The 26,411-nt window shown below is 51.6% G+C and carries 22 protein-coding genes and 1 tRNA gene; 11 read left to right on the top strand and 12 right to left on the bottom strand.

Annotated elements, in window-relative coordinates:
- Window positions 1–63: 63 nt before the first annotated feature.
- A complete protein-coding gene (locus tag AC1DFB_RS03430; RefSeq protein WP_170401336.1) occupies window positions 64–2,271 on the bottom strand; it encodes an MSCRAMM family adhesin in 2,208 nt (735 codons plus the stop codon).
- 611 nt (window positions 2,272–2,882) lie between these two features.
- Between AC1DFB_RS03430 and AC1DFB_RS03425 the strand changes: the two genes are divergently transcribed.
- Together AC1DFB_RS03425 and AC1DFB_RS03420 are read left to right on the top strand one after the other, a co-directional pair.
- Window positions 2,883–3,644: a helix-turn-helix transcriptional regulator gene (locus AC1DFB_RS03425; RefSeq protein WP_170401338.1), complete on the top strand. Its 762-nt coding sequence runs from the start codon at window positions 2,883–2,885 to the stop codon at window positions 3,642–3,644.
- On the top strand, window positions 3,637–4,134 hold the full coding sequence (locus AC1DFB_RS03420; protein WP_480761130.1) for a hypothetical protein: 498 nt from the start codon (window positions 3,637–3,639) through the stop codon (window positions 4,132–4,134). Before AC1DFB_RS03425 ends, AC1DFB_RS03420 begins: the two co-directional genes overlap by 8 nt.
- 545 nt (window positions 4,135–4,679) lie before the next feature.
- On the opposite strand, the gene AC1DFB_RS03415 is transcribed toward AC1DFB_RS03420, so the two are convergent.
- Window positions 4,680–5,642: a hypothetical protein gene (locus AC1DFB_RS03415; protein WP_480922133.1), complete on the bottom strand. Its 963-nt coding sequence runs from the start codon at window positions 5,640–5,642 to the stop codon at window positions 4,680–4,682.
- A gap of 73 nt (window positions 5,643–5,715) precedes the next feature.
- Entirely contained in the window at window positions 5,716–6,159 is a 444-nt protein-coding gene (locus tag AC1DFB_RS03410; RefSeq protein WP_480922132.1) for a hypothetical protein, read from the bottom strand.
- A gap of 139 nt (window positions 6,160–6,298) precedes the next feature.
- Here AC1DFB_RS03410 and AC1DFB_RS03405 point away from each other — a divergent pair, with 139 nt between their 5' ends.
- Window positions 6,299–6,784: a hypothetical protein gene (locus AC1DFB_RS03405; RefSeq protein WP_480922131.1), complete on the top strand. Its 486-nt coding sequence runs from the start codon at window positions 6,299–6,301 to the stop codon at window positions 6,782–6,784.
- A 147-nt stretch (window positions 6,785–6,931) separates the two neighbouring features.
- Here the strand turns inward: AC1DFB_RS03405 and AC1DFB_RS03400 are convergent, their stop codons facing one another.
- From AC1DFB_RS03400 to AC1DFB_RS03375, 6 genes are all read right to left on the bottom strand, one after another.
- A complete protein-coding gene (locus AC1DFB_RS03400) occupies window positions 6,932–7,174 on the bottom strand; it encodes a hypothetical protein (protein WP_480922130.1) in 243 nt (80 codons plus the stop codon).
- Window positions 7,167–7,934 (bottom strand): hypothetical protein, encoded by a 768-nt coding sequence (locus AC1DFB_RS03395; protein WP_480922129.1) that lies wholly within the window; start codon window positions 7,932–7,934, stop codon window positions 7,167–7,169. The genes AC1DFB_RS03400 and AC1DFB_RS03395 overlap by 8 nt, the downstream gene beginning before the upstream one ends.
- Window positions 7,934–8,347 (bottom strand): hypothetical protein, encoded by a 414-nt coding sequence (locus tag AC1DFB_RS03390; protein WP_480922128.1) that lies wholly within the window; start codon window positions 8,345–8,347, stop codon window positions 7,934–7,936. Before AC1DFB_RS03390 ends, AC1DFB_RS03395 begins: the two co-directional genes overlap by 1 nt.
- A 471-nt stretch (window positions 8,348–8,818) precedes the next feature.
- Entirely contained in the window at window positions 8,819–9,097 is a 279-nt protein-coding gene (locus AC1DFB_RS03385) for a hypothetical protein (RefSeq protein WP_480922127.1), read from the bottom strand.
- Window positions 9,098–9,205: 108 nt separating this feature from the next.
- On the bottom strand, window positions 9,206–9,790 hold the full coding sequence (locus AC1DFB_RS03380; protein ID WP_480922126.1) for an HNH endonuclease signature motif containing protein: 585 nt from the start codon (window positions 9,788–9,790) through the stop codon (window positions 9,206–9,208).
- Window positions 9,791–11,146: 1,356 nt separating this feature from the next.
- On the bottom strand, window positions 11,147–11,284 hold the full coding sequence (locus tag AC1DFB_RS03375) for a hypothetical protein (RefSeq protein ID WP_480922125.1): 138 nt from the start codon (window positions 11,282–11,284) through the stop codon (window positions 11,147–11,149).
- Window positions 11,285–11,878: 594 nt separating this feature from the next.
- Between AC1DFB_RS03375 and AC1DFB_RS03370 the strand changes: the two genes are divergently transcribed.
- Entirely contained in the window at window positions 11,879–13,855 is a 1,977-nt protein-coding gene (locus AC1DFB_RS03370; protein WP_480922124.1) for an ATP-binding protein, read from the top strand.
- Window positions 13,856–14,078: 223 nt separating this feature from the next.
- Here the strand turns inward: AC1DFB_RS03370 and AC1DFB_RS03365 are convergent, their stop codons facing one another.
- A complete protein-coding gene (locus AC1DFB_RS03365) occupies window positions 14,079–17,009 on the bottom strand; it encodes a UvrD-helicase domain-containing protein (RefSeq protein WP_480922123.1) in 2,931 nt (976 codons plus the stop codon).
- A 342-nt stretch (window positions 17,010–17,351) separates the two neighbouring features.
- Here AC1DFB_RS03365 and AC1DFB_RS03360 point away from each other — a divergent pair, with 342 nt between their 5' ends.
- Entirely contained in the window at window positions 17,352–18,086 is a 735-nt protein-coding gene (locus tag AC1DFB_RS03360; RefSeq protein ID WP_480922122.1) for a hypothetical protein, read from the top strand.
- A 55-nt stretch (window positions 18,087–18,141) separates the two neighbouring features.
- Here AC1DFB_RS03360 and AC1DFB_RS03355 read toward each other — a convergent pair whose 3' ends face one another.
- Window positions 18,142–19,395, bottom strand: coding sequence for a tyrosine-type recombinase/integrase (locus AC1DFB_RS03355; protein WP_480922121.1), 1,254 nt, complete (start codon window positions 19,393–19,395; stop codon window positions 18,142–18,144).
- A gap of 60 nt (window positions 19,396–19,455) precedes the next feature.
- Window positions 19,456–19,541 (bottom strand) — tRNA-Leu (locus AC1DFB_RS03350).
- 203 nt (window positions 19,542–19,744) lie between these two features.
- Between AC1DFB_RS03350 and AC1DFB_RS03345 the strand changes: the two genes are divergently transcribed.
- From AC1DFB_RS03345 to AC1DFB_RS03320, 6 genes are all read left to right on the top strand, one after another.
- On the top strand, window positions 19,745–20,788 hold the full coding sequence (locus AC1DFB_RS03345) for a pyridoxal-phosphate dependent enzyme (RefSeq protein WP_480922120.1): 1,044 nt from the start codon (window positions 19,745–19,747) through the stop codon (window positions 20,786–20,788).
- Complete coding sequence (locus AC1DFB_RS03340) at window positions 20,785–21,930, top strand: M24 family metallopeptidase (RefSeq protein WP_480922119.1); 1,146 nt, start codon at window positions 20,785–20,787, stop codon at window positions 21,928–21,930. The genes AC1DFB_RS03345 and AC1DFB_RS03340 overlap by 4 nt, the downstream gene beginning before the upstream one ends.
- A complete protein-coding gene (locus AC1DFB_RS03335) occupies window positions 21,927–22,640 on the top strand; it encodes a maleate cis-trans isomerase family protein (RefSeq protein WP_480922118.1) in 714 nt (237 codons plus the stop codon). Before AC1DFB_RS03340 ends, AC1DFB_RS03335 begins: the two co-directional genes overlap by 4 nt.
- A gap of 132 nt (window positions 22,641–22,772) precedes the next feature.
- Entirely contained in the window at window positions 22,773–23,873 is a 1,101-nt protein-coding gene (locus AC1DFB_RS03330) for an ABC transporter ATP-binding protein (protein ID WP_170401347.1), read from the top strand.
- A 101-nt stretch (window positions 23,874–23,974) separates the two neighbouring features.
- On the top strand, window positions 23,975–25,066 hold the full coding sequence (locus tag AC1DFB_RS03325) for an extracellular solute-binding protein (protein WP_170594780.1): 1,092 nt from the start codon (window positions 23,975–23,977) through the stop codon (window positions 25,064–25,066).
- Between the two features lie 69 nt (window positions 25,067–25,135).
- Entirely contained in the window at window positions 25,136–26,410 is a 1,275-nt protein-coding gene (locus AC1DFB_RS03320) for an ABC transporter permease (RefSeq protein WP_170392001.1), read from the top strand.
- Window position 26,411 lies beyond the last annotated feature (1 nt).

The following is a 26,411-nucleotide window of genomic DNA, read 5'->3' as shown; positions in this document are numbered from 1 at the left end:
CATTGCGTGGCCCCGGCGATTTCATTGAACGGGGGCCGATAATGCGGCCCCCGATTTTTTGTCTTAGACGTCAGTGTCGTCGCTTGCGTAGGACGAGGTCATCGAACCACCAACCATGGTCGTATCGACTGAGTTACCTAGCACATTGGCACCCTGTACGATCGATTGGTTGAAGGCGTTCGTATCGACTACGGCAGCGGCCGAGGCGTAGGATTCACCGGTCACGATGCCATCGCCACCGTTATTCGAACCCCAATCACCGCCATGGCCTCCGGCACCGCCGTCACCCGAATAGGCACCGGCTGCGCTTCCGCCTGTCGTGTTGCCGCCCATTGTGTCACCAGACATGACGTCAACCATTGACGCGCCGCTAGTTCCACCTGCTGCAGTACCAGCAGCACCTGCACCGCCATCACCGCTGTATGCGGTACCAGTGGCATTGCCCGTTGCGGACGAATCCGAGTCATTGTCCGATGCAGATGCACCGCCGTATCCGGCAATCGCCTCAGCGAGGCTATCTGCAGAACCATCAGTGTCGGTCTCTGAGAATACATCTGATGCACCACCCAGACCACCTGTGGCCTCGGAAGCACCAGATCCAGCAGCACTGGCGTTTGAATCCGATGCAGCAGAACCAGTTCCACCTGCACCACCATCACCATCAGCCGTTGAAGTACCTGTGCCCGTGCCATCACCGGAACCGTTGGCAGCGTTCGAACCACCATCACCACCATCAGCGTCCGCATCACTTGCGTTGGCAGCCGATCCGTCAACATCACCAGATGTCTGATCGACACTTGGGCCTTCAGCGTCTTGATCACCTAAACCTTGAACATCGGCATCAGCTGCTGAACTTCCGTTGTTGTCTCCGCCGTCTCCGTCTCCACCGGTGGATGAACCACTGCCAGAATCAGCTCTGGAATTACCGGTGTCGGCATCTGCATCACCACGGCCGCTTTCAGAGATTTCCTGCTGGAGGCGCGCGATTGCTTCTTCGACTAGGCGCGAGAATCCACCCGAGCCATCGCCGCCGTCGCCTGAAGCGTCGCTATCGGTAGTACCAGTTCCTGTTCCGTCAGCTGTGTTGTCACCGCCGTCATTGTCGTTGGCGTCGGTGTTGTTGTCGCTGTCGTTATCAGCGTTGCCATCCGCATTCGAGTCGCCGTCGCCACCATCTGCACCAGATGCATCTGCGTCGTTATCCGCTACACCCTTGCCTTTGGCGCTGGACTCTGAGTCAGCATCACCACCGTCAGCATCGGCATCGGACTCGCTGTACGCCTTACCATAGCCTTTGCCTACACCTTCGGAATCGGCATAGCCGCCATCTCCGCCTTCGCCATCAGTCGTGTTATCGCTGTCGGTGTTGTTGTCAGCATTCGAGTCGCTGGTGCTGTCACCACCGTACCCGCCAATGCTCTCACCATCAGCGTTCGAATTGGATTTGGCTTTGCCGGTGCTTGCATTGTCAGCATTACCTGAATCGCCACCGCTACCACCTTTGGCATGGGCATCAGCGTCACCAGTGTCTCCGCCTTCACCGTAAGCGTCGCTACCAATGGTCTTGCCGCCTACAGCTTCACCGCCATAACTGGTTCCGCCTTTTCCGGAAGCTGCACCATTTGCATTGGAACTAATACCTTCCGCAGCGTTGGCTTCGCCACCATTGGCATCACCGTTTTGCTTGAATTCTCCGTAGTTACCAACTTCGGCATTATCCAACTGATCGTTGTCTTCCAAGCTTGCCAGCTGATTGTTGATCGACGACATATCGTTGCCAGGACCATCCAGCGAAATATCAAGGTTCAGATCATCACCGGGATCATAATTCAGGTCGCGACCGGCGGTGATTACATCACCAACGCTGGCGTTGTCGCCCAGATCCAAGTCTACCTGATCGTCATCGCGGGGAATCCATTCGCCGCCACCGAAGTCAATGTTGACCGCATTATTGTTAGAGTTGTCATTATCATTATTGTCTTCACCACCATTGGTGTTTTGCTGCTGCTGCTTCTGATTTTGATCCTGATCTTGCGCGTTGTCATTGTCGTTATCATTTTTAGAACGCTGTGACTGATCTTGTCCTTGTGAATCAGAGTTGTTCGCAGAGTTTTCAACGTCCTGATCTTGCTTTTGCTTCTGAGCGTTGATGTCAGCTTCGATATAGGCTTCGTCTACCGCTATATCTGTTTCGAAATCGGCGTCCAGATTATCGATTTGGACGTCATCAATTGTGGTCACGGTTGTTGTTTGGTTGGGTTGGCGTCTCATAAAATTTTCCACTTTTACTGAAGCACCGGGCCGCCATTCATCTACAAAGCGGCTACAGGCGCGGTTGAAAACAGAGTACGCGCACAAGGTGTCAAACTGGACACTCGCGCGGCAGTGAAAGTCTTCTGTTTGGTTTGCCCCCTTTCTCGGCTAAGCCGATTCCATGACCACGAGAAATTCGCTGAAATACGCGGACCGCAGACACGTCAGGTTCAAGTTCACTTCACAAATAGAAGCCTAGGAATGGTCGCAGCGATAAAGGGGTATGCATAGCTGGCCGAAAGCATTATTTTTTGCAAATCACTGTTTAATATATATTTTTTTGAAATTCGCCTTATTTCGCGCCAGATTTTACCCGGAAACAATCATGCGCAAACATATAGGATTATTAACCCTGATATTTCATAGAGTTACGCTAAAACCAGATGCGAAGAACCTGATCAAAGGTTCTAGTAAGCGGTATTGCAGAACCCGCCTTTGGTTGCTGAAACACGTACTTTCAGCTATGATAAGGTACTATTTGAGTTCAAAGTTAATGTTTCGCGCCACCCAGCTCTGTACCCGATTTAAAGATTCAGAGGGCGGCGTTTGTATTAGTGGGGGGAAAGTCAATGAATATTTCATTGCAAGAAGACGCCCGTGATCAGATTGAATATCCCGAAGAGCTGTCGATTATTTTTATCGGCAAGGAACTGTTCTACTCGAACCAAACCCTGAGAAGTGTTCAAAGCGAATTCGGAGTTCGTGCATCAAGATATGAAAGCCTTGACGACCTGCTGGCTGAGAGTGGGAACTCTGTTCCCTCCGAGCGCATCATTGTCGTGGATCAGATGATGCTCGAAGATCTGTTGGCGCGGCCCGCTGATTACTCCCGGCTCGCCGAGACAGGATGTCTGGCCTTCGCCTATCGCAAGAAAAGTCCGGCCCGGGTTCTGTTCGAACGCTGGGATCGTACCCGTTTCGGCAGTGTCGGGTATTTGCCAATGAACGTGGCGCCGGATGTTTGGCGCGCAATATTGCGCCTTCTGATGCACGAAGAGCTGCACCTGCCCTGCTTTCTGGCCGACAGCATGACCGCAACACAAAGTGCGCCAGGCACACCTATCGAAAAACAGCCTGCAACCAGAACCCGGTCGCCCGACAAACTGTTGCGATACTCAAAGCTGACGCGCCGCGAAAAGCAAGTCCTGAGGCTGGTATCGCAAGGCAAGAGCAACAAGACCATTGCGTCGAATCTGGGCATCACCGAACACACCGTCAAACTGCATATGCACAATGTCTCGGGCAAGATCGATGTGAGCAACCGGACTGAAGCTGCGCATTTTTACTTTGAGGTCGCGCCGAACGAAGCGCGCAACGCGCCCGTTGGATGAGGCATTCGAAACCCGGTTCGACCGGCTCATTCTGTTGGTGGGTCGGCTCAACTATATGTGGACGAACACGGAAAGCCTGCTGATCCACCTGATCGCAGGTCTGACCGGGGCCAATAAAGATGTTGCGGTCATCATATTCCTGACGCTTAACACCACACGTGCCCGTATCGATCTGGTCGAACGTCTCGCCAAGATGGAGGGTCGCCCCCCTGAAATCCGCGATCCGATTCTCGAACACACCCAGCGGTTGTCGCGCCTGTCCTCTATTCGAAACAAGTACAATCACTGCATCTATTCTTTCGATCAGGAAAGCGGAAATCCAAAGACCATCCTGATGCGCATTGCTGATCGCAAGACTGACATCAAACTTGGTCGTGAAGACACAGTCGACGACAAAGCAATGAAAGAAATCGAGGATGTTGTCACTCAGCTCTCGAATGCCAACAGGGATATCTGGAAATTGATCACCCAAATGGGTTTCCCTGTCTGAGATGGTACTGGTGCGGGCGGTGGGACTCGAACCCACACGGCACTAAGGCCTTCGGATTTTAAGTCTCCTAGGCTAAGAAAGCTGCGATCCCGATATGGAGATTTATCATTTAAAATCAATATACTATAGGGAAATTCTACACCTTTTCTTTAGCCTTCTTTGTCATCCGTCACCGAAAGTCACCACGCGTGTCACTAGCGGTTAACCCATTGTAATCCCTGAGAAACCTAAGAAAGTCGCTCCGCAAACCAAGATTTTGGTTCGAGCACGACTGTTACTGTAACAGATTCCGGTTGGTCAACCCGTACATGTAAGGGTGAGTCAGATTGACTCAGTTTTTTCGAGTTGAGTTGAAACGTAGTATTACTCAGCTTGCCGAGACAAAGACCACACTGCGGCTTTGAACTTACATTTTTTTACCGTCGAGCTGAGTGAGGGTTTGTGGCAGGACACTCCTTGGTATCGAGCATCGAACAACTGAATAGAGCCCCATGCCAAATGAACGAACAGACATGTGAATTTGCGCAGGAGCTCACTCAATCGGGTTAGCTTGGACTCGGTGTGTCGAGTACCTGATGGCGATTAATATATGCTTGATATTTAGCAGTCAGTTTAGGCATTGGTGCTATGCGTTGAGCTCGTTGAGCACACGCCATATAAGTTTTGTTTGAAATAGACTCTCGGAGCCAATTTGGGTTCTTGGCCTTTTCAGGAGTAAAGCGTCTCATAGCTTCCACAACCTCCGGCGAAGCCATAATCTCTTTTTGGTATGCTTCGTTGAACTTATCGAGAGCTTCCCTCATCTGTTCCGCGTATTCTGGTTCTTGATCAATGAAGTAAACGGACTGAGAAAAGTCCTCTTTTGGTTGTCTTACATGACTTCCATCCCAGTATGCTGCGGCTGAAAATTGAACGGAAAAAAGTTCAGAACCCTGTCCGGGGTCAAGCCTAACCGCACTATGATCATCTTCTAGGTCGATCACCTCATCTCGGTGGTAGAGGTTGAGGATGTACAAAGCAGCCATTCCAGCCAACAGATGACGCAAACTGGCAAAATGGAACGCTTCCTCTCGATTGTGTTTGAGATTTTGGTACGCGTTGTTCCATGAGAACGTTTTTGTTTGCTTTCCGGTTCTAATCGCATCCTTGACAAAAGGGAGGTAAAGTTTATCGCTGCAAAAACAGTTGGGATGGGACAGAATTGCGACCTTCTTATCTAGTTGCCAATCTCTAACAAAACGCTTGATCGCTACATCATCAAATTTTGAATTGGCCGCCACGTGCTCATCGAAGTCCCTGCGGTATATAGACTTTGATATTGCCTCTATTTCAGCCCCAATGCGAATGATCAAATCGGCAATTTCGGACGAATATACGTCCAATTGATCATCAGACACGTGGATGCTGTGGGTTAAGTTGTCTACACTTTGTTCAAGCCTTCGGTAGATAGGCCAGTATTGATTGACAGATGGCATGATTGTTTTTGTCTCTAAAAGATGAGTCAGCATTATTGGACAAACTCAGCAAACCAAAAAGCAAAACCCGCTTTTGTTCGCAAGGTTGAACCTACCGATCAATTTATCACCCCAGGTTACTCAAGGTATCCTCATACAACTCCAAGTCCTCCCCCGGCACACTCGCCAAGAACTCAAGTTCCCCATTCTCCCAACTGTCCTCAAACGCTTGGTTCAACCGCCGTTTCTCTGTCTCAGACTTCGAGCAAGGATAAACCAGCCCGACAATGTTCTTATACATGTAGTGCGCCTTACTCTTCTCGTCACGGTAGAAGAACCGCATGCGGCCATCAATATCATTGGCCAACATTCCAGATCGTTTATTGAATTCTCGATTTTGCGGCCACCTGTTCAGTTCCTTGTTGGCCTGATCGAACAGTTCGGGACCAAGGATCGACAAAGCGTCATCTGGCAGCGCATCCAGAGCAGCCCTGAGAGACTCGCTGAGCGGCGTTAGGCGTTTCGTGATAGGTGGGGAGTCTGAGGTGGCTTTGGGCGGCTCTGAGTTCACTGAGTGACTCTGAGGGCACCCTTCAGCTGTAGATTGATTCTTCATGGTCTTCCTTGATTAAATGAATGCAAATCGGATGGGCACTCTTTCCCGTCGAGATTGACGTGGGGCAAAAACAAGGATGGCTCGAAGGCCGGCCGTGCTGACAAAGAAAACGTTGCATCACAAGATATTGTCAAATCGTCGAACCTTCATTACGATCGCTTGTTGGAAAGAGGGCAGCCCGTTTGTTATGTTGAAGTTTGGACCAAGCGTTGCACTAGCCTTTGCCATGCTTGGCATGGGAGATGAGGTCTCAGCTTCCAGTTACACGATCAACTACCAGTGCGTTTTTGACGAACCGGCCACCGAAGAGACACGAAAGCTGGACTCGGCATTTCCTGTTTACGTGTTGAGTGAAGATCAAACCGGTCAGTTTCTTATTCGATATGGGGCTGGTACAACCAGCTTCGTCGAACGGCTTCAAGAAGGACCGTTGAACACCTTTGTCGAGAGTGGCTACGAAACGTGGTTTCGAGTGATTACAATTGAGCATGATGGGAAAAGTCTAATTATGCGGGTTGTTCGATCCCCGACGGACGGCGAGATGCACTTTGAGATATATAGAGGCTTTTGCGAGAGTTAGAATCCAAAAGGCAAAGTCGTCCTGACCGGTTGTCAGTGTCCCTCGATACGAGTTTATTTGCGCAAAACACCTCAGCTGGATTTATGGCGCTAATCGGCTCAGAGCGGACATTTGTTTGCGTCACCCTGAGCCGAACTACCAACTCGACTATGCGTCTACGTCTACTGGGAAGTCTAAATCTTCATCTGGCATCTGACTGGTGTAGGAAGTCGCCGGAACCCTTGGGTCAATCGGCTGCACCTTATGTTCCTTCATCAGCTTTGCCGCCGTTGAAAGGTCGGTACCGGTGGCGGTACCTTCCTTAATCTTTGCAATCAGTTCTCGAACAAGAAGCCCATTGAGTTCTTCGAGTTCACACTGGGTCGCGTTCTTGATGCTGTCCTCAGCCATCATAGGGCTCCCACAGGCTATCAAAGGCGTCCACAGCCTGGTCCCGGGTCAACTGCCCAGTCGCAGCCTTAAACCAAATGTTCCGAACCTTGGCCTGTTGATCCCGCGTTCCGGTCTCTGCAAGATCGACAAGGAAATCGATCCGCTCCATTCCCAGACCATCACCAGTCTCAAGGTATTGGTGCATCATCTGTCCGCCAACTTGCTGCATCTCCGAGTAAGTCTCTTGGAAACGCTGAGGCGTCATGCCTATTTCTGAGTTCAGAAAAGAAAGCCCTCTTTCGCTGAGCCCCCCATTCATAACGATGTCGCCGCCCAGAACTTCGAGCACCTTCCCGCTGTCCTCACCAAATGCCAACTTCAGTTGGTCATCAAGCAAGACAGCCTCTGCCGGTCGATCATCGACAGCCTCAGGCGTTGGGGCGTTCTCAGCATCGCGGTAGAAATCATCCTGCGGTGTGGACACCTGCCCATCTTTGAGGGCTCCGATAGATCGCGCGACATCAACCTCCATTTCGACACCATTGATCCGAATGATATCGTTGGACCGGAGTTCTCCCCCAGAGTGAACCCGAGAACCATCACGGATCACAACGTTCAGGTTGTTGTTGAATTCGTGATCTTCGATGTAAGTCGATACTTCGTTGAAGTGCCCCTTGGCTCGGTTCTCTGCGGTCACATCCCGGACCGAGGTTGAAAGGTCATCGGTGTTCATCAGGTTGGAGGTAGGTGCAACTGCGTTGTCAGTATTGAGTGTCATTAAGTATTTCTTTCGTTCGTAGAATTGTCTTGTGGTAGGCCAAGGGCCTCGTAAGCCTTCTCAAGAAGGCGAGTGTCGGACTGCCATGCATTACCCATCGCGTGATCAACAGCAGCATGGAGTTCCTTTCCAATGGCTCGGACAATGGGTCCTGCCTTGAAGGGGTTGAGTGTGACCTTAGTGGTCACCTGTTCTGTGATAGGTCGAGGGCGGTTTTGGATAGGATCATCCGAGACATACCAAGGCTTCTCCCAACGGATGATCTTCTCTTCCGTCTTGGTCTTGGTGAACCCCGAGTTGGCCAGCACAAACTTCCCGGCCCATGTATTTACAAAGTGGTTCCGCGCTTCGACTGCCCCGCCTTTGCCGTTTGGCATCTGCCAGAGAAACTCTGACCAGAGGCGACTGGCCATGTACCGGACCATTGCATCAGAGAGCGAGTTTTTTTCCGGTGGACGTAGTTGGAGAGGATCACCCAGGCTTTGGCCTTTTGGGTGTATCCCATGTCTCCCTCTAGCCGAAAGAACGGCAGAGCAAAGCCGGGGTTGTGGGTTATGGTGCGCTGGGCTGAACCCCAAGTGGACTTAAAGGAGCGCTTGGCAAAGTCGGTGGTGAGATAGTCATTCTCAAGCCAAGTCTTAATTGCGCCTTCGATGGCGCAGAGTTCACCTTGGGTCGGCAATCGTCCTGTAGGGTGGCCGTAGCGTCGATTTCGTTGGTAGTGACCCCGGCAATAGCACGAGACACCACGCCTAGGTTTGTCACAACCTTGTATTGCGCACGTCTTGGTTTGGTTCTCTTTCTGATAGGCTATACGCCTTTGCCTAAGTGCCGCTCTGGAAGCCTCGCTCCGTTCCCCTGCCGGGATCGTAGACAAAGGTAGTTTAGCCATCGCCAGAGATAATCTCTTTCACAAAGGTCGAGATGTAGAGCTTTCCATCGCGGACCTCCTTGGGCTCTGGAAGTGTACGGATGGTGACGCCAACTTTGGCGAGCGCTTTTCTAGCTTCGGATTCCTGCGGATAGAGATGAAGTTTGGCGTATCGCCGCCACACGAATGTGGGTATGTCGAGTTCTGAACTCACGGTAAACGGATGGTATTCGCCATCAGGCTTGTCGTTGAAGTATTCACAGAGTGCTTGCGTTTTTTGTTTGATGTTCATGGTAATTGTTCTGCATTAGGCGTTCGCTCGGTCATCCTTTCCAGTTGACCGACATAGAAAATAACTTCGTTGAAATGGGTGAGGAAGATGGTCAGGTAGTCGGCCATCTTAAGAGCCCTGATCAGCCTTTAGTTGCCACTTGTCGTCGTAAAGAAACGAGAGGTAATTCATGGCCGACGCAGCGAGCAACTGAGAGTCGAACTCTAGGTTCCAAGATTTCCCCTCTGGTGGCTGAAATACCAGCCTGTAGCGGCCTTCTGTGGACTCAGAGACGGAACCTGAGGAACGACAAGAAGAATGGTAAATACTGTTTTCGGAGTTCTGCTTCGGCGTCGTTGCTCTCAAATTTGATGGTCGATTGTCCCAACAGATACGGTTGATGTGGTCGATCATCTTGGGCGGTGTCTCACCAAAGTAGAGCAACCAAATTAGTCGATGCATCAAGACTAGAGTGTCACCTCTATTCGGAAGTGTTATTCTTACGGTTACCCGAGGGTCGGCTTGGGTGGCTTTGCGACCAACTTTCTTACCAACCCATTGACCATTGAAACTGAGTTGGTGTCGCTCACTCTTGAAGTGGCTTCTGGGGCGTTCTTTCCAGTATAGGATACCCTTCTCGATCTCTGATGTATCAAACATCTGATGCAACAGCAGAAGGTTTTGAGGCGTGAGTAATTTTTGGGTCTTTGTCATTTTACTATTCCTTTGTCCGTGGAAATGAAAAGCCCCGCCGATTGGGCGAGGCTGTTTGTTCTCCCTTATTAAGGGTGTCGACGCTTTCTGCGCCTGTTCCTCTTATAAAGGGTGTCGACGCTTTTTTTGTCCTGATAGGAAGCCTCGACCATCATCGACAGAGCCATTCTCAAAGACCTCGCCGGTGGGTGGGTCAGGAACCATTCCGCGAACCACCTGGACAACTGTCGAGCCCCAAGGTGAACATAAGGTGTATCTGTTGGCCGCTTGAGAAATCGTACAGTAGGACCGGGGTTGCTTGCGATAGAAGAGGCGTCGATCTGTGGGGTCTGGCTTAACGAGATGCGGTGTTGTGAGAATATCTCGAACGAGTGGGCAATGGCCGTTACGAGCGAGTTGAATAATAGTTTCGATGTAACCTAGCCGTTTTTCAGGGGGCATCGTGTAGAGCGTCTCAGCCATGCGGAGAGCGAGGTCTAACTTATCTGCTTGCTGCCTTGCTTTGACAGCGCTGTTAGCTGCATTGGCCGGTAGTCGACTACGTTCTTTGCGTTTACTAGCGGTCTTGCGGCACCGAGAGGAACAATAGGTCTTGTTTCGACGGTACTTGAAAAGCGTCCCGCAAACTGGGCAAAGGGTGTGTGAAGGTGAAGGGCTTTCACCCTCCACAAGAGGTTCAATTATTGCATTCATGTGCTTGAAAGTTCTTGAGAATTAAAAGCGGTAAACGATCAGTTCACCGGGATTGCCTTGGGTTAGGCCGAGGGTTTCAACGTGGGCTTGGACCTGAGCGGCGCTTCCGGCTCGCATGGTTAACAATCGGTCAAGCTTTGTGTCACTCGTGATAGGATCGACAGATTTGAAACTGGCTTCGTAAATGGACATGAGTAAGCCTCCAAAGAATTGGCGTTCAAAGAAAAAGTGTTTGAGGATTGGTTGCGAATGGTTCGCAAGAATAAGGTTGAGTACCGTTCAGAAAAAACCTGAGTTCGCACCCGAGAACGGGGGCGACGATATGTGTACTCCTAATGGGAACCTTATTATCCGGTATCGGAGAGGATTGTTTATTTATTCCATATGGTAACTTTATTGCCCCGAGCGATGACGAGGCCAGTCTGGTCTATGGGGAGGGTTAATACTCTATACGGTAGGTATATTCTCCTTATGAGGGGTTTATTCCCCTAAATCCGTACCACTGACCGACAGCTTTCAATGTAACCTACTGTAATTCCTAGGTTCACTTTGAGTATCCCTACTCGCACCTGATCGGATCAGTTGGAAGTGTTGTACTCCATATGACGACTTTATTATCCGGTATCGGAGAGAAGTCCTTAGACCTCTCCCCTAACCACATTTTTAGATGCCGTAGCTTCCGCCTTTACCTGAGATTTCACAGATATCGTGGGTCTCGACAAAGACCTCTCCGGTTCGACCCTGAGCTTCCCCATAGGGAACGTGGGTCAACGGCTGTCCACCACGGGCACCAGAGTCCACAGAAGGCCCCTCAGGGTCCAACGGGACTTTAGCCGCCCCAACCTACCTGAAATCCGAAGGTGGACTCAGTGACTCCCTGAGCGGCTCTGTGAGCATCCGCTCAATTCAGAACAGCGATCATAAAACCACAAGATGTAGTGTCGTGTTGATCTAATAGGTATGGACTGTCGTTAGCCATCGGATCACCCAAACCCGTACACTCCGCACTTACAGATTACCGTAAGTTACTGAAAGTAAACAGACTGCTACGAGTAACGATACCCGAAGCACCAAGGATTGGGTGTTTGTGTTGTGCTATATGACGACTTTATTACCCCTGCCCTGCCTCACAGCGGGTCGAAGGTTGGCTGTCGGTTGACCTAGATGGACGGTCGGCTCTGCTGGCGGTGTACTGTGGGGGTACGGGGGTAGCCCGGAGCGGGCTTACCAATAATACCCTCACAGGTTTTTCGCTAAAAAGTCGCACTGATGGGCGACACTGTGACACGAATTTAGAGGACTGACTGAGGTTGTCGACTTCACACATCGCCAGCTAGTCTTTGGTTGATTCGAGAAAATCGATCACAACCCTAAATACAAGAAGCACAAGCATTTATGACCCAACCTGTTTCAAAGTGGGACAATGATCCCGAAGGCCGCATTAACAACATATCCCTAGCACCAAACCCCAAGAACGCACTCTTTCCTCTGTTTGAAGCTGTGATGAACTCAATTCACGCGATAGAGGATCGTTTCGGAAAAGATGAGATTGGTAAGGGGATCGTAGATGTAACTATAATCAGGAATGCGGAACAGGAATACGTTGGCTTCCGCATCCGAGACAATGGCATCGGATTTACGCAAAGAAACATTGAGTCCTTTCAAAAGATGGACTCACGAAAGAAAGCGTTGATCGGTGGAAAAGGCGTGGGACGTCTTCTATGGCTGAAAGTCCTTGATCGAGCTCTTGTAAGCAGCGCGTTCTTCGAAGATTCTTCTGTGAACCGTGTTGAGTTTGAGTTCTGCATAGAAGACCCACTTAAAAACGAAAAGCGTTCAAGTGGTGGTGCTCCCGAAGAGATTGGTACGGTAATCGACTTACATCCTTTCAAAGACGTCTACGCCCGTGCAATCCCGAAGAAGGCTGATACTATCGCCAACCGCGTCTTGGCGCATTTTATCAGCTACTTCATAAACATCAGCCATCCGAGGATACGAATAATAGATGGTGAAATTGAGATCGACTTGTTCGACCAGTTCACTGACTCTACCGAGCGGGACACGGACTACAAATTCGAACTCTCGATTGATTCCGGTAGCCAAGATTTTGTCCTACATTGCTTTTTACTTCCTAAATCCATCTCCGACGATGAGAAGAGTACGAACGCGCTTTATCTTGGCGCCAATGGTCGTGCTGTTCGTAGGTTTGATATGGATGGGGTTTTTGGACTTAAAGCTATTAGTGGGAAATTCGCGTTCCTTGGATACGTAGAATCCACGGCATTAGACCAAGCAGTAAACGAAACACGTACCGATTTTTCTCTCTCCGATGAGGATATCGAGAACATTGTCGATAAAGCAAAGGTTCTTGCTAAACAGTTTCTGGAGCCGGAACTCAAGGTTATCCGCGAGAAACAGATTGCAGTAGTGTCGACGCTTCGCAGGGAGCACCCAAGGTTTCTTACGGTGACTGCCGAACCTGAGAAGGTAGCCAACGACCTACACCTGTCGACCCAAAGGGAAGAAGACATATACCTTGAATTGTCTCGCCGGTCCTATCGTGATTACCGTCGACGCAAGAACAATTTCAAATCGTCGGTTAAGAAAGAATTACCCGATATAGAAAAGAAGGCGAAGGAGTTCGTCAACGGTCTGCAATCAGAGTCAATCTCATCGCTTGCTGAGTATGTAATGAAGAGGAAATTGATCCTCGACGTTTTCGAAGAAACACAACGGTACACCGATGCTGACGCTCAAAAATCAGAGTATGAATCGGTAGTCCACGATATCGTTTGTCCACTACAGTCCACGTCAGACGATTTGAATTATGATGATCACAATCTTTGGATTGTAGACGATCGACTGGCGTTTTATTCTTACTTTAACTCCGATAAGCAGATGAAATCTCAAGTGGAAGCCCCTCAAGCCCCACTGAAACGCCCTGATATTTCCTTCTTTGATCTGGGTTTAGGCTTCCAAAACAACGACGCCTCTCAGCCGATAACCATCGTAGAGTTCAAAAAACCAAAACGTGATGACTACACTTTAGCGGACAACCCGATTTCGCAAGTCAGGAACTATGTCGACGATATGCGGCAAGCAAGGAACGCTATTCGACACGATGGGATAATCCTTAGAGAAGTCAGCGATTATACACCTTTCACGTGCCACATCATTGCAGACGTAACTCCATCATTACAAAAGGTTATGCGCCAACTCGGACCTTTCCACCAAAAGGCTGGAACAAACTGCTACTACAAATGGGACGAAGAGTTTCGTACCTTCATAGAGATTTCGTCCTTCACGGACGTTTTGCAGTCAGCAAAGGCAAGAAACAAAGCGTTTTTCGCCAAACTTGGCATTGATATCTAAATTTTGCGGCTACAAGGTTTTTAAGGTCAAAGTAATAGGCGCACCCACTCAGTCGAAGGTGCGCCCAAACTGTTAACCAAGGTCTTGGCGTTAATTCAGATTAATCACCCTAGCTGCCTCAGACTTCTCACGGTTTCTCTGTGTCCTCTCAAAGAACGCCTGACGCCCCTTGAGTACCGCAAAGCCTTTTGAGTGCTGATCCATCCAGTCTTCGGCGGCTTTCTCAAGGTCCTGCGGTTTTACCTTTTTTATTGGGGATCGATTTCCTCCCTTTGCAATCAGGATACCTTACGCATCCGAGAAAGGCTCCCCACTTGCCTTTACGCTTGACGAGCCACCCATCAAGGCACTTTGGGCAACCAGAAAACGTTGCCCCACAACTGCAAACAAACTTACGAGGATTGACCTTGTCCTGTACAGGTACGTCCTTCTCACACACGTTGCATGGTCGCAGAGTTTCTCCGCATAACTTCCTATGCTCGCACTGAAAATAGGAAATACCTTTCGATGAAGTTTGCAACAACATCCTGCCACCACAAGCATGGCACTTACGATGAGCGACCTCTGCGTCACCTTGCTCGACCACTTCGTATTCCGGCTTTTCAAGCAGTTCACGCGCGAATACAGACGGCCGTTGGCGGTCTGCTAATATTGTGACAGATTTCCTCGCCCTAGTGAGAGCGACGTAGAATAAGCGTCTTTCCTCAGCGTGGTCGAACTCTTCTGGTTTTGGAAGTACCAAGTCCAACAATGGATCATCAACAATCTCAGACGGAAATCCCATTTGGTCCGAAACCGCATTCAAGACAATCACATGGTCCGCCTCTAGGCCTTTGGAGCGATGGACCGTCATGAACTTGAGCGAAAGTCTGGGATATCGCTCCTGCAATTGTGGAAAATTATCAGGCTTCAAGAAGTTGTAACGTCCAAGCAAAAGGACGGACGTCTTGTCACTTTCCGACTTCGAAGCAATTCGCTTCAACACGGAATCCAGAACCTCGCTCTCCTGCCCCCAACTATAGTGTTCAACCATAATTGCAGGAGACTCTGTAGTGCCAGCAGGGATCACTTGCTTTGTGATTTGAGACGGGTTTTGGAGTACAAACGCTCTTGCTGGCAAGGCTATTTTGTCTATGCTGCGAAAGGTTCGACCCAAGTCCACTGAACTGTGCACTCCAGACTTACCAGCGAATACTCCCCCAAATTCCTCGCCAAATTCACGCATCAGGTGAATGTCCGAACCTGTGAACCGGTAGATCGACTGCCAATCGTCGCCCACAGCGAATATCCGAACATCCTCATGTTGAGCTTTGAGAGCTTTGAGAAGTCTCGCCCTGCCCTCTGAAATGTCCTGGAATTCATCTACCAGAAGGTGGCGGTATGGGCTTTTGTATCGACCAGCCTCTACATGTTTTGTCGCCCGTACAATCATATCTTCAAAGTCGATCTTGTCAGCCAATCTCGCCTCATACGCTTCCAGAACTGGTTCAAAAATTTTAAGGAACGCGTAGCTACGAGCTTTGTCTCGTGACCTTTCTCCGCGATCTCGACAATCCTTCGCTGTGGTTCCCGAGCTTTTAAAGTGTCGGAGAAATGTCCCCAGTGTTTGGGTAAATGCGTCGACCTGGCCCATCTCGATCAGTTGATCAAAAACTTTTTCTGGTGGAATTGGGTTCGGTGTGACGTAAGGAGCGAGTTTTTCCTCAAGAGCGTCAGTCAGACGGCCTTCAACACGTTCGTAGCTATATGTTTCGACGAGTATCGTCTCGTGCTCTTCGTGTACCTTCCTCTTCCAATCCATGCCTTCGAGATAAGCTTTACGGTTGACGTTGGGAGCGGTGGTTAGTCGGGTTGCCCCACTCGCATTTTGAGTTCTCCGAACCCCAAAGTGTTCGATGTAAATGCCGCTTTCAGTTAGCCGGAAATCTGGTGTATACGCAGTTCGGGTATTCTCGGATAGATCATGTTCGTAACTTGGCTCGTACTCGTATGCGATCCCGTTCAGATATAACCAGTTGGCAATTTCCCATTCTTCAAAGCTCTTGACCAATTCGCCTTGAAAGGTACGAAGCTCATGCGCTTCCACGTATTGGTAATACTCATCTTTTGTCTCAAAATCCCATTCACTTTTGTGTGGCCAGTAGAACTCTGAGAACCACTTTAGCAAAGAAGATCCTAAGCCCGACTGCGGAACAATGTCGTTCAACAAAATGTCTCGAAGAAGCGCTGTGAATTGTTTGTCGTCGCTTGCGTGGGCCGCCAATGCAGGGTTCCCACGTTCTGCATCACGAATGATGCTGTTGCCAAGCGCATGAAAGGTCATTGAATCGACCTTGGCACCCGATCTTTCTTCAATGCGCATCGCCATTTCCGCAGCCGCATCTTTGCCGAAAGCCATGAGCAAGATTTCTTCGGGTTTCCGGATCTGGCGGTCAATTAGGTAAGCCGCCTTTGCGACAATGACACTGGTTTTTCCAGAACCTGCCCCGGCTAAAACAATCGTTGCGTCTTCGTCGGTCGAGACCGCGAGACGTTGTTCCGGAGTGAGAGGGTTCGACTCGATTGTATCAAAGAAGGTTTTCATCACCTTCAGGTCTTCAGCGAGGAAGAACTCAATCGCTTGGGCGCGAAGTTTTTTAGGAGATCCATCAAGTTCGAATATTTGATCGAGCTTTTTCTGCTGCTCCTTTGGCAAGACATTCGGCGGGATCGACTCCGGCAACAGTTCAACTAACTTCCGCGCTCGACTCACAAAGGGCTCAAGAAGGCATGCCGCAGGGTAACGTCTAGGAATCTGCAATCGCTCAACCGCCGCGGCAAGAGCGTTCACCTCACCCTCATATTCGTCGACCATTTGAGTAAAATGCCTGCGCCGAGCCTCCTCCGCTTCCGACACAAACCCAGCAGCTTGCGTTGAGTTAAATCCAACTGCCACCAGATCCGCACGAGCTTTTAGGGGAACAGTAATGGCCGTAAAACCAAGTCTTTTTGTGAGTTCTAATGCGCCGGAGAGCTCCTCAAATCTCAATGCTCTCGCCTTGCTTGCCTCTAAGTAAATCCCGGATTCACTTGTTCCGATCGAATGATAGCGTTGGCCAAGAAGACGGAGTAGCCACCCTAACCAAGGGTTTCTTCTAATCTTAGTCGCGTTCAATCTATTCATCCGTAAATGTCATTTACCTTTGCTTCGTTGATAGTACCTACAGGGGATAACGGTGAAGCCAAGGCGGCTAAATGTAGCTTTGAGACTAGTGTCGCGTTTCCGCTCCTGAAGAAAAGTAGGCACAAGTAACCGTCAGGCTTACCCAGAAGGAAAGAGCTATGAGGTCATCGTTCCCGAATGATCGGATACTATTCTGTGCAACTGGCGGCGGCTGTCTACCCAGTGGCACGGGGGAACCCGGAGCGGACCTAACGATATATACTTCCACAGATTTTTGTAGAAAATCAGCGAGGATGACTTGCCTACGGCAGCTTCAAGTTTCAGGGTGATCCTATGGTTGAACCCTCAGAAAACGATGCGCGACAATCCAAGGCTGAAGAGCGTCGACTATCATGGCGAGAGTATCTCCCAAGACTATGGCAATACCTCAGGAACCTCGGGTTCGCTTTAAGATTCTTAGCCTTCCTTTTGGTCGCCTCGTTTCTACTCTTTCTATTCCTGAAGTCCCCTTTGACGATCTTCAAATGCCCTGAGGTCGACATTCGATGGCTTGGAATGCTTCTTCAACTTATTGGCTTCTGCGCAGTCGCAATACAGCTTCGTAATTCTGAGAATCTATTCGGTAAGCCATCATTCTGGCAGGAGCTAAAGAAGCATTTTCTCAGCTTCCCTTCGAGAAAAGTCAGAAATGTAACTATAGAAGCAATAGGGGTTGCTGCAGTAAGTAGTAGCACTACAGGACGTGCCTCAGTGCATCTTGGCCCAAACGCTGATTTATCGCACCGGGTTCAGATGCTTGAGGATAACTTTAAGTCGCTAGACAATGCGGTTTCAGAACTTCAACAAAGCGTACGGCAACAAAACGACGAGCTTTCCAAGAAAATCACCACCAACGTTCTAAAACTGAAAGAAAAAATACGAGAACTGAACCAACAAGTTGAAGAAGCTTTTGTTGGTGGAATTCATGTTGAGTGGTGGGCGGTTACCTGCTTCGTCACGGGGGTAGTCCTCGCGTCTGCGTCCGCTGAGATTTCCTTGGCGCTTGGCCATCCCTCCAATTGTCAATGAAAAGAGGCCAGCGGGTTTACCGCCAGCCTCTCAAGGTCCACTCAAAGAACCATTGCTAAAGCGTTGACGACCCAAGGCTTCCCCCGAGTTCTTCATAGAGAGCTTCGAAGGTAGTTCTGATAACGCTGTCCAACTCAGCCCTCTTGGCGTAAACGCTGATACCAATGTCGTCCTTGTTGGAGTGACCGATAGCAAGGTTCCTGGCTTCACGTGCAACACCAGCGTTCACCAGAGCGGACACTGCGGTCCTTCTGAATGAGTGCATGTCCCATTTGGTATTGTCGCCCTCAAGGCTTTTCCTAGCGTGTTCGAGAGCTTTCCCCAGATAGTGACTGGGTTGTTTGTCGTAGCCACCCAAGGCAATCCGGGGGAACAACCGACCTTCGTTCTCAGGACAAGATGGTTCGACAATGGCCGCCTGCTTGATGGCTTTTCTAAGCAATTCACAATCACCATCACCGACGATCATAGCAGTCCGCTTCCCTGCCTCAGTCTTAGCCTCAGAAATATTGATGCAAATGTGGCTTCCCCTATCGTCTATGTCCGAGAGATAGCGCCCACAGATTTCGTTAAGTCGGCATCCGGTAACCCAGAGCAACCTAACAGTTAAGAACATTTCGAACTGGTATTTGAGTGCAGAGTTGTCAGCGATGTAAGTTAGCAGGCTTTCGGCTTCCTCTCGTGTTACTGGGCGCAGTTTCTTCTCTCTTGGGTCTACCTTCTTTTTCTGACCTGCGACGCGCCTCAGAAGCGACGAAAAGGGATTACGCACATCAGGATCGACCAATCCCCAATGATCCAAGACACGCCAGTAAGAAGCGAGACAGCACTGATAGGATTGCAAGGATCGCGCTGAGAGAAGTTCCCCAGTCCGCTCTGACGGTGTGACCTTGAGATACTCCATGAAAGACAGAGCCAATGACCTGTTGATTTCCGTGACCTCGATGTTCCCCGCGTAAGCCTCGAAGCCCTCAAGATGCTGCCGATACCGCGCTTTGGTGGACTCTTTGATACCATCCGCTTCCCTCAGCCAGCGGTGACCAGTGTCCCTAATGGTGGTCCCCTCTTGCGGGTTATGTCGGGCGACCTTCTTAACTATAGGTTCAGGCGTTGCACCCTCACCTATCGACGCCAGAATCTCTGGCAAGACCTCTTTTCGCCTGACCATAGCCTCAGCTAAGTCCTGCGTTCCGAGACCCCGCACGATCTCTTTCTTACCGATGATAGCTTGATATTCGTTGGGTACTGCGACTCTGACCGCGTATCCCTTGCCCCTCTTAAAGAGGCCCTTTGGCACCCTTACATCCATAACAACAAAAGCTCCGTTTCCGTTACATCCAACGGAGCAAGCTCTTGATTTTCAGGGTACTGGTGCGGGCGGTGGGACTCGAACCCACACGGCACTAAGGCCTTCGGATTTTAAGTCCGATATGTCTACCATTCCATCACGCCCGCACATCATCGTCGAAGTTTTGTCTCACCGCGCCGATGTCGTGTGCAGACACTTACAACCAACCAAAACGATTGAAAAGATACTCATTCATCAGATCCAGGGATGCATGCAGAACACGAACACAATCCTGCTGAATCAAGGCCGAGCTTGACAGCCTTCGGCCAATTCGTTCACGTCGGCGCAACACAAGATCAGGGAGCGAGCAATGAAACTAGTCAGTAACCCGTTTCGAGGTGGTTCTAAGCTTTCGGATCAGGCCCCTTATCCCTCCGTAGAGACAGATGGGTTGGGCCGGCATCGATTCTTCTGCCCTGACTTTGTCGAAACGCCCCTTGTGAATGCATCGGCGCTGGCACCCGTCGCGAATCTCTGGGTTAAAGATGAGCGAAGCCGTATGGGCCTGGGATCGTTCAAAGCGCTGGGTGCGGCTTATGTGATCGCCTGCGAAGCGAATGACATCTCGGTCACGCCAGATGGTAACACGCTCAAAGGGCGCACCTATGTTACGGCAAGCGCGGGCAATCACGGGATGAGCATGGCCGCGGGCGCGCGCACTTTCGGAGCTGATGCAGTTGTCTACATCGCAGAAACAGTTCCAGAAAGCTTTGCAGATCGCCTGCGCGCTCAAAACGCACAAGTGGTCCGGGCGGGTGCGGATTACGCCGCCAGCATGGAAGCAGCCAGTCAGGCGGCGCAGGACAATGGCTGGACTTTGCTCTCGGACAGTTCCTGGGAGGGGTATACTGAACTACCGTACTTGCTGATGGAAGGGTATCTGCAAATGGCGGTCGAAGCCGCCGAGCAATGTACTGAGGCACCAACGCACGTTCTTTTGCAAGCCGGTGTTGGCGGCATGGCCGGAGCCGTCGCTGCCTATGCGCGGGTCGTTTGGGGAGATGCTCCGCAGATCATTGTTGTCGAGCCAACCTCTGCCCCGGCGCTGCAGGCCAGTATCGAAGCGGGGCATTGTGTGTTTGCTGACGGGCCCGACAGCATCATGGGGCGACTGGATTGCAAAGAGCCCTCGCTGATCGCCTTGAACGGCTTGGCCCGAGATGCCGATCTGTTTGTGACAATCGAGGATGACACTGTCGAAGCACAGCTTCCGGCCATGGCGAAGGCCGGGTTGGAAACCAGCGCCTCGGGCGGTGCTGGCATTGCGGCCGTTCTGAACGACGCGATCCGTATTGAACTGGGTATTGGACCGAATTCCAAAGTGCTCTGCATCTTGAGCGAGCAACCTGCATGAGAGGTTTCGCACCAGAGGAATTCGCGACCCGCGTTGCGCGCGCCCAGCATCGGATGCAAGAAACCGGTCTATCGGCCCTGTTGCTTACGACTGAGCCCCAGCTTCGCTATTTCACAGGTTATCTGACCCGTTTCTGGGAAAGCCCAACGCGGCCTTGGTTTCTGATCGTTCCGATTTCTGGCAAGCCGGTTGCAGTAATCCCATCCATCGGTGCTGCATTGATGGCACAGACATGGATCGACGACATTCGAACCTGGAGTGCACCCGACCTTGAAGATGATGGGGTATCCCTGCTGGCCGATACACTGAGAGGGTTGACGCCTGAAAACGCCTCAATCGGCTGCCCCGACGGGCATGAGACCCATGTAAGGATGCCACTGGCCGATCTAAGGCATCTCGAATCCGCAATTGGAGCGCGCCAAATTACGGGTGACCATGGCATCCTGCGGGCGCTGCGGATGGTGAAATCTGACGCCGAGATCGCAAAGATTCGAACTGCCTGTCAGATTGGTGCCCACGCCTTTGCACGAGTGCCCGAGATTGCCTCAGCAGGGACACCGCTGGATCAGATATTTCGAAACTTTCAGAGACTCTGCCTTGAAGAGGGTGCCGACTGGGTGCCCTATCTGGCCGGAGGGGCCGAGCAAGGCGGGTACTCGGATGTAATCTCACCCGCGACACAGACCCCGCTTCGTATAGGCGATGTGCTGATGCTCGACACCGGCCTCGTCCACGATGGCTATTTTTGCGACTATGATCGCAATTGGTCCGTCGGCCCAGCGAGCAAGGCGGTACGCGAAGCACATGCCAGATTGGTCGAGGCTTCGGATGCAGCGTTTGATCAAGCCCGCCCAGGCGTGACGGCTTCTCAGCTTTTTCATACGATGAACACAATACTTACCGATGGCAGCGCGGGTACCGATGCCGGGAGACTGGGCCACGGGTTAGGAATGTCGTTGACCGAATGGCCTTCGCTTATTCCCGATGATCATACTGAACTGCAACCGGGAATGGTTTTGACGCTTGAACCGGGTATTGCGGTCGATGGCAAAATTCTCGTGCACGAAGAAAACATCCTGATAACCGAAGGCGCGCCCGAATTCCTCAGCCCCCGGATAGGACCGGAGATTGCCGAGATATGAGCACGTTGCCGTACACACTGGATCCTGACGATCCCTCGGCCGTACCAATGGGGCTGATCGTTTTACAGACTGACGAGACAATCGAACCTGAGTTTCGTAGCCTTTTTATCGATGACAAAAGCCCGCTTTATGTCAGCCGCATTCCCAGCGGGGCCGAGGTTAACACCGACACGCTGGCGCAGATGGAGACCGACTTGCCTGCAGCGGCTGATTTGCTGCCAAAGGCGCGGCCCTATCGAGTTGTTGGCTATGGATGTACGTCAGCCAGTTCGGTTATCGGCTCGGATCGGGTTGAGCAGATGGTCATGCAGTCCTGTAATACATCGACCGTCACCAACCCGTTGCGGGCAGCCTCTGCCTGCGCGAGACATTTGGGCGTCTCAAAATTTGCACTGCTGTCGCCTTACATTGAAGAAGTAAACACTCCGTTGCGACGCGCGTTTGCAGAACAAGGCATCTCGATGGATGTGTTTGGCACTTTCGGCGAATCCGAAGAAGCCAAAGTTGTGCGGATCTCAACCGATTCCGTGGTCGATGCCGCCGTGCGACTGGGAAGAGATTCAACAGTCGACGCCGTATTCCTTAGTTGTACGAACCTTCGGACACTGACGGCTATCCCAAGGATCGAAGCGCAGATCGGTAAGCCTGTCCTGTCAAGCAACCAGAGTTTGGCCTGGCATATGAAACAACTGAACGTGTCGCAAAATTAGGCAAATGCGGCGTTTACGCGACTCCAATTGCTTTACGGGCTTGCGACCATTTGTTAGCCTCGTCATCAATGCACGAGAAGATCAATGAGGCCCGGACCAACCGGGTAATCATTTGACGCAACAGGGGGTCTTGTGACCGACACAAATAGCGACGCCGCGTTTGTTGAATTTCAACGCGTTCAAAAGTCTTATGATGGCGAGAACCTCGTCGTCAAAGATCTCAACCTGGCAATGCCAAAGGGCGAATTCCTGACCATGCTCGGGCCGTCCGGATCAGGTAAGACGACCTGCCTGATGATGCTTGCCGGATTCGAAACCGCCACACATGGCGAGATACTTCTGGATGGAAAACCCATCAATAATATCCCTCCGCACAAACGTGGCATCGGGATGGTGTTCCAGAATTATGCTCTGTTCCCGCATATGACTGTGGCCGAGAATCTTTCATTCCCGCTGGAAGTCCGCAAGCTGGGTAAGTCCGAGCGCGAGGAGAAAGTCAAACGCGCGCTGGACATGGTGCAGATGGGTGCCTTCGGCAATCGTCGCCCCGCGCAGTTGTCGGGTGGTCAGCAGCAACGGATCGCACTGGCACGTGCGCTGGTGTTCGAGCCCGAACTGGTTTTGATGGACGAACCGCTGGGTGCGTTGGACAAACAACTACGCGAGCATATGCAGTTCGAAATCACCCGTCTGGCGCATGAACTGGGCATTACCACCGTCTACGTGACCCACGACCAGACCGAGGCATTGACCATGTCCGACCGTGTTGCGGTGTTTGACGATGGCCGCATTCAGCAACTGGCCCCGCCGGATCAGCTGTATGAAGAACCCGACAACAGTTTCGTGGCGCAATTCATCGGTGAAAACAATACCCTGGAAGGTGTTGTTAAATCCATCGATGGAGATACCTGCCTTGTGCAATTGGATGACGGCTCGGAAATCGATGCGGTGCCGATCAACGTGCACAATCCGGGCGAACGTACCAAGGTCTCGATCCGGCCCGAGCGCGTAGAATTCAATAAAGACCGACTGCATGCCGATGCACATACGCTGAAAGCAACGGTCAAGGAATTCATCTATATGGGCGACGTGTTCCGCTTCCGCATGTCGGTGGCGGGCAATGACGAGTTCATCGTCAAAACACGGAATGCCCCCGACGCCATCCGTCTGAATCCCGGACAGGAAATCGAGATCGGCTGGCTTGCAAAGGATTGTCGTGCGCTCGACGCATAGACCAAGCCGCGCGGTACAAACGTGGCTTACCGAGGGACCAGCTGGCGAAAACCCGTGCGTCAGCTGACCAAACAACAAACGGGAAGTACTGGGAGTAACACATGAAAACTACCAAAACACTGCTGACAGCAGCTGCTATTGCGACAGCGGCTGGCGGCGTTTCCGCCGAAGAGATGACCATCGTCTCGTGGGGCGGCGCCTATTCCAAATCGCAGCTCAAGGCTTATCACGAGCCCTATTCGGAGAAGACCGGCGTCACCATCCTGAATGATGACAGCTCGAACGAGGCCGTCGCCAAACTGCGCGCGATGAACGAAGCGGGCAACATCACATGGGACGTGGTTGATGTGGTTGCGGCGGACGCGATCCGCCTCTGCGACGAAGGTCTGGCACTTGAGATCGATTTCGACACTCAACTGGCCCCTGCCCCCGATGGCACGCCTGCCTCCGAAGATTTCGGTGACCTTCTGGTCAGCGACTGCTTTATCCCGCAGATCGTCTATTCAACCACTTTCGGTTATCGCACAGATCTGGTCGGTGATACTCCGCCAACCGACATCTGCGCAGTATTCGATCTTGAAGCCTATCCCGGCAAGCGCTCGCTGGAAAAGCGCCCGATCAACAACATGGAATGGGCGTTGCTGTGTGACGGCGTTGCAAAAGAAGACGTCTACGACGTTCTGGCCACTGCTGAAGGTCAGGACCAGGCCCTGGCCAAACTGGACACCATCAAGGACAGTGTCGTCTGGTGGTCTGCCGGTGCCGACACGCCACAATTGCTGGCTGATGGAGAAGTTGTCATGGGTTCGACCTATAACGGCCGTCTGTTCAGCGTGATCGAAGAGCAAAAGCAGCCGGTTGCGATGCTGTGGGATGCTCAGGTATTCGATCTTGATGGCTGGATCATTCCGGCTGGCCTGAGCGAGGAGCGTCAACAGCGCGCACTGGACTACATCATGTTCGCAACTGACACGCAGCGTCTGGCAGATCAGGCCAAGTACATCTCGTACGGCCCGGCTCGTGCCTCCTCTGCACCGCTGGTGGGTCAGCACGCCGATCTGGGCATCGACATGGCACCACACATGCCGACCGATCCGGAAAACGCCAAGAACACGTTCCTGTACAACTACGAGTTCTGGGCGGATTACCGCGACGATATCGACGCCAAATTCCAGGCTTGGCTGGCGCAATAAGCGTCTGATTTCCTGAGATTGTCGGGGGCGGCTATCGCCCCCGACCCCAAAAATACCCAAGGGGTACCGATGACTGACGCCACCCAAAATACTGGTCCCATGCTGGCCGCGGACGGCACGCCACTCAAGCAATCGCTGGCCCGGTCTCTGCGACGGCAAAAGCTGCGGGCCCTGATGCTGGTCGCCCCACTGCTGCTGTTCGTTATGTTCTCTTTCATCGTGCCTATTGCGGCGATGCTGTTCCGATCTGTGGAAAACAGCATCGTACAAGAGACACTGCCCCTGACGGTTGAAGCCCTGCAAAGCTGGGATGAAACCAGCGGCGAGTTGCCCGACGAGGCCGTTTATGACGCCTTTGTCCGCGATATGGTCGTGGCCGTCGATAACAAGACACACACCCGACTGGGTTCGCGTCTGAACTACGAAGAGACAGGCATGTCTTCGATGTTCCGCCGCTCGGGTCGGAAAATGGGTAAGCTGGACCCCGAAACCGATGGGCCGTTCAAAGACCAGGTCATCGAGATTCACGACGGCTGGGGTGAACCGCAGACTTGGGCGGTTATCAAGACGCATTCGCCCGCTGTCACCAATGGCTATTTTCTGAACGCTGTGGACATGCGCCGCACGCCCGAGGGCGCGCAGGCGCAGCCCGAGGACAAGCAGATCCTGATCAAGCTGTTCGGGCGCACTTTGTTCATGTCGCTGGTGATCACCGCGTCCTGTATCCTGCTGGCCTATCCGGTCAGTTATTTGCTGGCGACACTTCCGATGCGGGTGTCGAACCTGCTGATGATCCTCGTGTTGTTGCCCTTCTGGACGTCATTGTTGGTGCGAACCTCGGCGTGGAAGGTGATGTTGCAGCAACAGGGCGTGATCAATGAAACATTGGTCTGGCTGGGACTGGTCGCCGACGACGCCAGGCTGGTGATCATCAACAACCAGATCGGCACGATCATAGCTATGACGCATATCCTGCTGCCGTTCATGATCCTGCCCATGTATTCGGTGATGCAGACCATACCGCCCTCGTATACCCGCGCCGCAAAATCCATGGGCGCGACCAACTGGACGACATTCTGGCGCATCTACTTCCCGCAATCCATTCCTGGCATTGGCGCGGGCTCAATCCTCGTGTTCATTCTGGCGATCGGCTACTACATCACGCCTGAAATCGTTGGCGGCACCAAGGGTGTCTTTATTTCGAACCGGATTGCCTATCACATCTCGTCCTCGCTGAACTGGGGGCTGGCCGCGGCATTGGGAACGATCCTTCTGGGCGTCGTACTGCTGCTCTACTGGTGCTACGACAAGATTGTCGGCATTGATAACGTGAAGCTGGGATAAT

The organism is Ruegeria sp. S84 (assembly GCF_056583445.1).
This window is presented reverse-complemented; position numbering and strand designations above follow the sequence as displayed.

Bases quoted from the DNA above. Each gene is read 5' to 3' on its own strand.
- AC1DFB_RS03390 (WP_480922128.1), bottom strand. From the start codon at position 8,347: ATGGCCAGTCGCCTCTGGTCAGAGTTTCTCTGGCAGATGCCAAACGGC.
- AC1DFB_RS03430 (WP_170401336.1), bottom strand. From the start codon at position 2,271: ATGAGACGCCAACCCAACCAAACAACAACCGTGACCACAATTGATGAC.
- AC1DFB_RS03380 (WP_480922126.1), bottom strand. From the start codon at position 9,790: ATGACAAAGACCCAAAAATTACTCACGCCTCAAAACCTTCTGCTGTTG.
- AC1DFB_RS03370 (WP_480922124.1), top strand. From the start codon at position 11,879: ATGACCCAACCTGTTTCAAAGTGGGACAATGATCCCGAAGGCCGCATT.
- AC1DFB_RS03335 (WP_480922118.1), top strand. From the start codon at position 21,927: ATGAGCACGTTGCCGTACACACTGGATCCTGACGATCCCTCGGCCGTA.
- AC1DFB_RS03320 (WP_170392001.1), top strand. From the start codon at position 25,136: ATGACTGACGCCACCCAAAATACTGGTCCCATGCTGGCCGCGGACGGC.
- AC1DFB_RS03360 (WP_480922122.1), top strand. From the start codon at position 17,352: ATGGTTGAACCCTCAGAAAACGATGCGCGACAATCCAAGGCTGAAGAG.
- AC1DFB_RS03325 (WP_170594780.1), top strand. From the start codon at position 23,975: ATGAAAACTACCAAAACACTGCTGACAGCAGCTGCTATTGCGACAGCG.
- AC1DFB_RS03400 (WP_480922130.1), bottom strand. From the start codon at position 7,174: ATGGCTGAGGACAGCATCAAGAACGCGACCCAGTGTGAACTCGAAGAA.
- AC1DFB_RS03345 (WP_480922120.1), top strand. From the start codon at position 19,745: ATGAAACTAGTCAGTAACCCGTTTCGAGGTGGTTCTAAGCTTTCGGAT.
- AC1DFB_RS03340 (WP_480922119.1), top strand. From the start codon at position 20,785: ATGAGAGGTTTCGCACCAGAGGAATTCGCGACCCGCGTTGCGCGCGCC.
- AC1DFB_RS03415 (WP_480922133.1), bottom strand. From the start codon at position 5,642: ATGCTGACTCATCTTTTAGAGACAAAAACAATCATGCCATCTGTCAAT.
- AC1DFB_RS03425 (WP_170401338.1), top strand. From the start codon at position 2,883: ATGAATATTTCATTGCAAGAAGACGCCCGTGATCAGATTGAATATCCC.
- AC1DFB_RS03395 (WP_480922129.1), bottom strand. From the start codon at position 7,934: ATGACACTCAATACTGACAACGCAGTTGCACCTACCTCCAACCTGATG.
- AC1DFB_RS03385 (WP_480922127.1), bottom strand. From the start codon at position 9,097: ATGAACATCAAACAAAAAACGCAAGCACTCTGTGAATACTTCAACGAC.
- AC1DFB_RS03355 (WP_480922121.1), bottom strand. From the start codon at position 19,395: ATGGATGTAAGGGTGCCAAAGGGCCTCTTTAAGAGGGGCAAGGGATAC.